Origin of the sequence: Candidatus Nitrosopumilus sp., from assembly GCF_040878665.1 — an archaeon.
Taxonomy (GTDB): Archaea; Thermoproteota; Nitrososphaeria; order Nitrososphaerales; family Nitrosopumilaceae; genus Nitrosopumilus.
The window spans coordinates 1-7,318 of sequence record NZ_JBBDLU010000001.1 but is presented as its reverse complement, the minus strand read 5'-3'; the positions used below and the strand labels follow the sequence as shown (position 1 = coordinate 7,318).

The 7,318-nt window shown below is 34.2% G+C and carries 10 protein-coding genes and 1 tRNA gene; 6 read left to right on the top strand and 5 right to left on the bottom strand.

The window, feature by feature from the left end; all coding sequences use genetic code 11:
* Positions 1 to 1,220: peptidase (locus WDZ98_RS00055; RefSeq protein ID WP_368058844.1), on the bottom strand; the 1,220-nt coding region annotated here is incomplete at its 3' end.
* Between the two features lie 148 nt (positions 1,221 to 1,368).
* Between WDZ98_RS00055 and WDZ98_RS00050 the strand changes: the two genes are divergently transcribed.
* Entirely contained in the window at positions 1,369 to 1,509 is a 141-nt protein-coding gene (locus tag WDZ98_RS00050) for a hypothetical protein (RefSeq protein ID WP_368058846.1), read from the top strand.
* A 37-nt stretch (positions 1,510 to 1,546) separates the two neighbouring features.
* Here WDZ98_RS00050 and WDZ98_RS00045 read toward each other — a convergent pair whose 3' ends face one another.
* Entirely contained in the window at positions 1,547 to 1,690 is a 144-nt protein-coding gene (locus WDZ98_RS00045; RefSeq protein ID WP_368058848.1) for a hypothetical protein, read from the bottom strand.
* 53 nt (positions 1,691 to 1,743) lie between these two features.
* A complete protein-coding gene (locus WDZ98_RS00040; RefSeq protein ID WP_368058850.1) occupies positions 1,744 to 2,646 on the bottom strand; it encodes a hypothetical protein in 903 nt (300 codons plus the stop codon).
* Between the two features lie 92 nt (positions 2,647 to 2,738).
* Here WDZ98_RS00040 and WDZ98_RS00035 point away from each other — a divergent pair.
* The 3 genes from WDZ98_RS00035 (at position 2,739) to WDZ98_RS00025 (ending at position 4,625) form a co-directional block, all read left to right on the top strand.
* Positions 2,739 to 2,813 (top strand) — tRNA-Glu (locus WDZ98_RS00035).
* A gap of 44 nt (positions 2,814 to 2,857) precedes the next feature.
* Positions 2,858 to 4,279 carry a tyrosine-type recombinase/integrase gene (locus WDZ98_RS00030; protein ID WP_368058852.1) on the top strand — a complete coding sequence of 474 codons (1,422 nt, stop codon included), beginning with the start codon at positions 2,858 to 2,860 and terminating at the stop codon, positions 4,277 to 4,279.
* Positions 4,272 to 4,625 (top strand): hypothetical protein, encoded by a 354-nt coding sequence (locus WDZ98_RS00025; RefSeq protein ID WP_368058854.1) that lies wholly within the window; start codon positions 4,272 to 4,274, stop codon positions 4,623 to 4,625. Before WDZ98_RS00030 ends, WDZ98_RS00025 begins: the two co-directional genes overlap by 8 nt.
* Positions 4,626 to 4,845: 220 nt before the next feature.
* Here the strand turns inward: WDZ98_RS00025 and WDZ98_RS00020 are convergent, their stop codons facing one another.
* Positions 4,846 to 5,097: a hypothetical protein gene (locus WDZ98_RS00020; RefSeq protein WP_368058856.1), complete on the bottom strand. Its 252-nt coding sequence runs from the start codon at positions 5,095 to 5,097 to the stop codon at positions 4,846 to 4,848.
* 567 nt (positions 5,098 to 5,664) lie between these two features.
* A complete protein-coding gene (locus tag WDZ98_RS00015) occupies positions 5,665 to 5,898 on the bottom strand; it encodes a hypothetical protein (RefSeq protein ID WP_368058858.1) in 234 nt (77 codons plus the stop codon).
* Between the two features lie 416 nt (positions 5,899 to 6,314).
* On the opposite strand from WDZ98_RS00015, the gene WDZ98_RS00010 reads away from it, so the two are divergent.
* Together WDZ98_RS00010 and WDZ98_RS00005 are read left to right on the top strand one after the other, a co-directional pair.
* Positions 6,315 to 6,638 carry a hypothetical protein gene (locus WDZ98_RS00010; RefSeq protein WP_368058860.1) on the top strand — a complete coding sequence of 108 codons (324 nt, stop codon included), beginning with the start codon at positions 6,315 to 6,317 and terminating at the stop codon, positions 6,636 to 6,638.
* 113 nt (positions 6,639 to 6,751) lie between these two features.
* Positions 6,752 to 7,162 carry a hypothetical protein gene (locus WDZ98_RS00005; protein ID WP_368058862.1) on the top strand — a complete coding sequence of 137 codons (411 nt, stop codon included), beginning with the start codon at positions 6,752 to 6,754 and terminating at the stop codon, positions 7,160 to 7,162.
* Positions 7,163 to 7,318: the final 156 nt, after the last annotated feature.

The following is a 7,318-nucleotide window of genomic DNA, read 5'->3' as shown; positions in this document are numbered from 1 at the left end:
TCTGCCCACCAACCGGCATTATTTTTTACCCAAGATGGAATTTCTTGAACATTTGCAATATCATCTTTAGCAAATATAGTTACAGGTATCTCCACAAAATCAGATGCAGTATTAGGTACAATTCCTTCGGGAGCTAATCCATATACCCAAACAACATATTTTGCTATACCGGGTTTTTCTTTAACAGTAAAATCAAGTATTGCTTGACCAGATGGAGAGTAAAGGAAATTTCTATTATCTTCTTGTGCAATGGATCTTAATGGTTTCAAATTATTATCTACAACAAGAAAGTCGTACTGAACTTGATTTAAAAATTCAGTATCATCATATTTGCTGATAAATTTGATGAGCCATTGAGTTGGACAGCCTTCAACTAAATCTTCAGGTCCATAGAAAACATGGATTTGATAGTCAAAGTTTTTTGTAGGTTTTTTTATTGAAACTTCTTTATCGAAATTAACTTCACATCCTGCATCTATCAAATCTTGGGCAGTTGATGTGTATTGTGCAATTGGGGATTCTTGAACATTTTCTTTATAGTCTAATAATCTAAATTCATATTCTGTTGGAGGTATTCCTTCTGAAACGTGTGTGTAAGTTTTAGCTTGTATGGGAAATGGGAAATCATCTACAATCCAAACCTTACTTGTAATTCCACCAGTTTTCCATCCTATCTGAACAGTTTCCCAAGTACCAGCAGGTACAGTGATTGTTTCAATTGCTTTTGGAACTACCTGTTCTCCTCCAATGTTGCCAATCTTGCCCCATGATGTTGCACGAAATTCCTTTGGGCCTTTGCCTCCAGAACTATCATCAGACGTTGCAAATGCAGACAACCACGCTATTGAAGATTTGAAGGCACCACGGTATTGACCTAATTCTATACTACCACCTGTTGGTTCTGGTGCAATTTTTCCAAGTTCCATTTCTCCAACAATTATTTTATTACCATCAAACACAGCAACTTCAGCTAACCATTTAGTTTCACTTCCAACCTGCTTCTCACCCTTAATCCACATATCCAATTCAAAGTTAGTACATTCCTTGTAATCCACATGGCACATTGAATAAGAAAAGAAATCTCCTTGTTTGAGACCTTCACCGGCATACCATGAACCGTCCTTATCCACACCACCTCCTTGGAATTGGGCAAATGCATGTGGAACAAGTAATGATCCTAAAAAGAATACAGTGATAATTGATAATATTGTTCTGTTCAAACCTAAGAAAAAATGGGAAAACGGATAGTTAAACGTTTTTCAATTATGTAAAAATTGGGAAAGGACAAGCGTTACAGATATTCAAATAAGCAAATATAGAGGCAAATGTACAGAAATTCCAGAAATGTGTGAATGCTCTAAAGTTCATTTGTTCGAGGTAGAGTTCAAACTAGATGGTATGACTGTAGTTCCAACTCATAAAAACTGCGGATTCTCTTTAGATGAGAAACAAGCAGACAAGTTCCAAAAAGAATTAGTAAAGTCTTGGGGCTACGAAGAAGACGAATAGATAAAAAATAAAAAATAGATTTAAAGTTACTATTGAATTACAATTGTTTTACAGCTTCTTTGCAAACACCAGTTGAGCATTTGCAGTCATGACTACAGATACAATGGCCTTGCATTGCACAATCGCATTCATATTCTGGATCGCCACTATCGGCTTCACAGCCACATGCTTGATCTACCATAATAAATCAGTGATTCTACTTATTTTAAAAGGTTAGTACAGATGAGTAGAATACTACACACCTGAGAGAACCTCAAGGAGATCATGACATGATTTTTGAACAAGATCTGAGTGTTGTTCAAGAAGATTTGTATCAGCCTCAACATCAAAAGCAATTTTTAAAATATGCATAAGATCCTGCTCTCGATTCAAAGTATCCTTTATTTTTATAAAATTCTCCTTGTTCACATATCCAAGATAGAAATAGCAATCAGACAACATCGAGTTTTTTACAAAATAATCATGTTTTTGTTGAATTATTTGCGAGTGGTTATTTTTTTCTATCAAATCAGAAAATCCAATCGTAGATTTTAGCATTCGTTCAAGCAATATTGGTGTAGAGCGTTCAATTCCTACTGTCTGATTAACAACTGAAATATGCTTATTGGTTGGATTTTTTTTTAGTTGTCGAAGCGAGTCAAGCATATGAGAAGGGCTAGCACGTTGATGATTGATTGCAGCTATTGCAGTTGCCAAATAGTATGTTGCACATTTTTGCCAACAAGGTGCAAATATATCAGACATTTGAATTGCCGTTTTGGTTTTTTGGCAACAAAATTGAGATTCTATGAGACAATTTTTTGCAAAATCAGAAAACAGCAAAGTGTGATTTTTATCAATTTTAGATAAGAACATACGTAAATCCCATGAATCATCATTAATAATTTGCAATTTATGGTATTGGAGTAATCTACTAGAGTTTGTTTCAGATAGAGATGCATGATGAATCATAACAAAAACATTATCAAAATTTACAATTTTTTCTTGTTCTGATTTTCCATCAAAAACAACAACATCATAATCACATGAATCAAAACAGAGATCAGAAGTTCTACAACCACCTAAACCTATTGGAAAATCAGATAAACCATATTCGTTAATGAATTTTTTAACGTCCATAAAATTGTTAATTACCATTTTTCTATAAAGGAATTAACTCACAAAAATTTACAACTCAAGCAAAGTCAAAACATTTCCTTTAAATTGAGATTTAGTTGATTTTTTAACAAGCTCCTATAGTGTAGTCCGGTTAAGCACGTTGGCTTCTCAAGCCAGCAACTCGGGTTCGAATCCCGATGGGAGCATTATCATTCCGGTTTAAATCCCCCCCAGACTATTCTTTATAGGAATGTCAAAACAGCAGATTTCAGGCAATAAACTAGACAAAATCAGACTATATGATTATGACAGGATTATTTCTCGAACCTTTGCATTAATGCAAAAAGACTTGAGTGAAAACAATTTTAGACTAATGAAAAAATTTGATAGAGTTTTAGTTAATGAGTCACTCTCTGTTGCAAGACGCTCAAAGATACTTGGAACATTGCTTTCGCTTTCAAGAATGCTAAAGAAAGACTGGGATGAGACTAACAAGGAAGACATTGAGGAATTAGTGTATAATTTTAACAAGAAATTCAGCAAAGACGGTCAGGAAACCAACACAACATCAGACCACAAAAAAATTCTAAAGAATTTCTACAGATGGCTAAAGTTTGGCTCAAGGGACCAAAAATCAGTTGGAGATCCTGCAGAAACAATTTGGATTAGAACCAAGAAACCAAGAGAAAATCTTACAGCAGATATGTTAATCACAGATGCTGAAAAAAACTCTCTGCTCAAAGCATGTGGAGGAAATCTTCGAGACTTGGCATTTATCAGTGCATTTTCAGATTTGGGTTGCAGACCTGGTGAAATCTTGAGCCGTCAGATAAAGCATGTAAAGTTTGATGACAAGGGTGCAGTTATTGTAGTTGATGGGAAAACTGGTCCAAGACCTGTCAGAGTAATAGAATGTGTTCCGGATTTGGCAGCATACATTGAAAAACATCCAAACAGTTCTGATCCTGAATCGCCATTGTGGATTACAATGGATGATAGAAGATTTGGAGAATCTTGGTCCTATGCTGCAATGAGAAAGAGATTGCAAAGAATTTGTGATATTGCCAAAATCCACAAAAGAATTTGGCCAAATCTATTTCGTCATACTGGCGCCACTAAAACTGGAATGTATCTTACTGAATCATTGCAAAAGAAAAGATATGGATGGTCATCAGGGTCAAAAATGCCAGGAAGATATGAACACATGATGAATTCTGACGTTGAAGAAGCAATCTTAAAGCATTATGGAATTTCTTCTGCGAAAAGTACAGATTTGGTAAACAAGCCAAAAATTTGTAAAATTTGTGACATTCCAAACTCATATGATTCAAAAATGTGTTCAAAATGCGGAAAACCCCTTGATCTAAAAATAGCGTTAGAAAATGAGGAGAAATTAGAGAAAGAGAGGCAAAGCATCAAAGAAGAGCTAGAGCACCTCAAAGAGAACATGGAAGATATAATTTCAAAGAAAGTGAGTCAATATTCTTCCAAATTCATCAAAGAATTTGAAAAAATGATGGATAAGAGAATAAAACAATCGAATCTGCAGATGGAGAAAAATGATTTGGAATTATTCAGAGAAATTTCTGAGAATAATGAGGAATTTGAGAAAATAAAATCAGTTTACAATAATCAGCAAAACAATCCAACAAGAGAGGGAAAAGATGCCTGAAAGGACAGAGGACTACCAGCCAAAAACAGTAATTTGTAGAGATAAAGGCTATGCAGTTCATCTGCAACAGGTACTCGGTGTTTTGGATTTTGACACAAATTTTGACAACCAGTTTCAAAAATGGAAGTTAATAATGCAGACTAGTGATGAGGTCTTAGAAGCAATTAGACAAGAAATTATTCCATTAAAATCAAAAAACAGGCTGGATTTGATGCCTGACATAGTAATTGATAATATGAATAAGATCTGGAACGGTCAGACATATTTACGAGTGAGAAGGAATCATGATTCTCCCTTACGTGGAAATACAAAAAAACATCGATCAGAAAAATATTCTCGTTGTTGATCATGGCAAAAGATATCGGGTCAACTTCACACTAAGAGATGAACATCTGTATCTTGGAAATCTCAAGAATGATGCCACCTATTTCAAAAATAATTGGGATTTAATTCGATAATTTCGGTTCGCCTCATTCTCCTTCACAATCAATTTTTAATTATTGTCATTTTTATCAATAATTTCACAAGTGTTTGCACTGTTATAATTAGGACACGACTTCAAAGTATTATTCATTTACCAAATTCCTGAATCTTTGTATATGTCCTAATTGATGATCAACTATTCCAAAAATGCTTGAAACTTCTAGATCTTTGCAGGCAATATCTTTATTTTGATAATCTTTGACATGCTGTTGAATTCTTAGCATTGAATTTTCAAATTTTGAAATCATTACACACAGTTCATGTTTTTTAGCTTCTTGGTGTTTTTTCTTGTCTTGAATCTTTTCAAGGTCTTCTTCTTTTATCTTAATTTTCACGCCAAAATTTATGCGGAGTGGACCGTAATAAAGAACATTATTGTACTGGACCGGATGGGACTTGGGTCTGTGAAGTTCTTTTTAATTTCACTAACTTATTCTAAACTAGTATGGTAGTACTTGCAAATAATACTTTCTGAAAAAAAGGTTCGAATATTTTTTTCTGCAAAGTATCACACCATTTCACCATACTTCGTACACCTAACTAGGTGTGCGAAGTGATAGCTTTCTCTGTTACGCAGTATCAAATGCTATCGTTTTTTGTAACAGATTGTATCAAAATTTCACAGAAAAACGCCTGTTACGCAGTATCAAATGCTATGTAGCACTTTTTGATAGCTATGTCGCAATTTCGTGCGCTATCATAGCTAATTCTCAGGCGCTATGATCAAGAGGTTTGATAGCTATGTCTTTTCATAGCTATGAAATTTCATAGCTTTTTGGTGCTTTTTTCATAGCTAGCTATACTTCGTACACCTAAAATGGTGATTTAGGTAATGCGAAGAGATACTAGAATACCATATCATAATCATTTTTTGCGCTGTTGTTTTAATTGCTCTGCAAGTTTTACGTTGTACTTTTTTTTCTTGAAAGGCCAACTGAATACAGATCTATCCCACGTTCTTCATAGATTTCCTTGAATATTTTTACAATTAGTGTTATATCACATGTTACATCTGGATGAGAATCCATAAAATCTTCATGAAATTCGCCTCTTTTGGCAGTAGTAGAGTAATCTGCACCTTGAGACAGTTCCTTTCTGATTGTCTTTCTTAAGATATCTGATAGTGACTGAGGCATTTTCACATTATATGGCAGAGTTTGTTTTTATGTTTTCTAAATAGCACATGCATGATCTTAATACTCATAATTTTGTTTTATTTGCATGATTCAAATGAAAAAAGGACCAGGAGGAAAACCAAGTAAGAACCCAGGGAAACCTTCTGGAGGTGGCAGAGACAACAATCCTCCAAAAAACAAGTAATATCAAAGAGAGATTGACTTTATATTTTTTGAAATTCTGATGAATGCAGTTGTGAATCCCAATAGGTTTGAACTATAAATCAGTTCTACCACAAGCCATGTAACAGAATAATATGCCTATACCATCAGATACGGAAACAAAACATCAGAAGAATTAATCAATAACGGAATAATCCGTAGTATTGTACTATGAACGTTTTAGTGATTTTACTTGTAATAAAGCGAAAAATAAAATGAAAAGAATTTTCATTATATCGGGTTCAATTGGATTTGTGGTGGGATTGTTAATGTTCCATTATGGAGTTATTTTGATAGCCGAATACCATGAATATCGTTCTACTCTGCCTCCTTGTGAATATGATCCAGATGTTTCATGTATTCCCCCAATGCACTATTCCCAATACATGGCATTATTTGGACCTCCAATAACCCTAGTATCTGTACCTATGATTGCCTATGGATTTGTTAAATGGAAATATGGTTATGCGTACATGCCATTCATTGCTTTTCTTTTAGTTGTAACGTGGTTTGCATTTCTCTTCTCACGTGGATCATAGTCTCTCACATCTGATGAAATGGCGAGTCCATACAGGTTTGAGATCATTAGTATAAAATCATGTCTTAAGATATTACAGTAATTCCTAAATGTGTCTAATCAACACAAACTCACATGACAGACAAGAGCACAGATGTAAGAAACTATGCACTAGCTGCATTATGTATATCTGCAATATTTGGAGTGGCATCATTTACTGCACTAAATTATACACAAATGAAAGACTATGACAATAACAGATATCGTTCTGACATACAAGCATATGCAAGATGTGAAGTAGACAAATGGGCAACAGTTTCGGTAGAATCGTACAAAGAAGATTTACAGAATGTTCAGTGTGTATCATTAAATGATGGATTATTCAAAGAACCAATAGTAGAATTAGGGGACATTAGCAAAGGATCTAGAGATGTTTGTGCTTTTGAAGCTCAAAATACAATAAATGCCCCTCCACGATTTGAAATAAGATACAATGGAGATAAAATATTCAAAACTGCATGTGAATCAGGTTGGATTTTAGAATAATCTTTGTGTTCATGTTCGAATCCTAATAGGTTTGAACTGTTGAATCTGTCAAGGTTTGAACATGTATTTAGTTCAAATTAAATTGGAAGCATTATGTGTTTGGGGATATAATTAGGGGCAAAGATTTTGCACTAATTCCTCATTATTTCGTAAAAT

Bases quoted from the DNA above. Each gene is read 5' to 3' on its own strand.
- WDZ98_RS00045 (WP_368058848.1), bottom strand. From the start codon at position 1,690: ATGGTAGATCAAGCATGTGGCTGTGAAGCCGATAGTGGCGATCCAGAA.
- WDZ98_RS00040 (WP_368058850.1), bottom strand. From the start codon at position 2,646: ATGGTAATTAACAATTTTATGGACGTTAAAAAATTCATTAACGAATAT.
- WDZ98_RS00030 (WP_368058852.1), top strand. From the start codon at position 2,858: ATGTCAAAACAGCAGATTTCAGGCAATAAACTAGACAAAATCAGACTA.
- WDZ98_RS00025 (WP_368058854.1), top strand. From the start codon at position 4,272: ATGCCTGAAAGGACAGAGGACTACCAGCCAAAAACAGTAATTTGTAGA.
- WDZ98_RS00015 (WP_368058858.1), bottom strand. From the start codon at position 5,898: ATGCCTCAGTCACTATCAGATATCTTAAGAAAGACAATCAGAAAGGAA.
- WDZ98_RS00010 (WP_368058860.1), top strand. From the start codon at position 6,315: ATGAAAAGAATTTTCATTATATCGGGTTCAATTGGATTTGTGGTGGGA.
- WDZ98_RS00005 (WP_368058862.1), top strand. From the start codon at position 6,752: ATGACAGACAAGAGCACAGATGTAAGAAACTATGCACTAGCTGCATTA.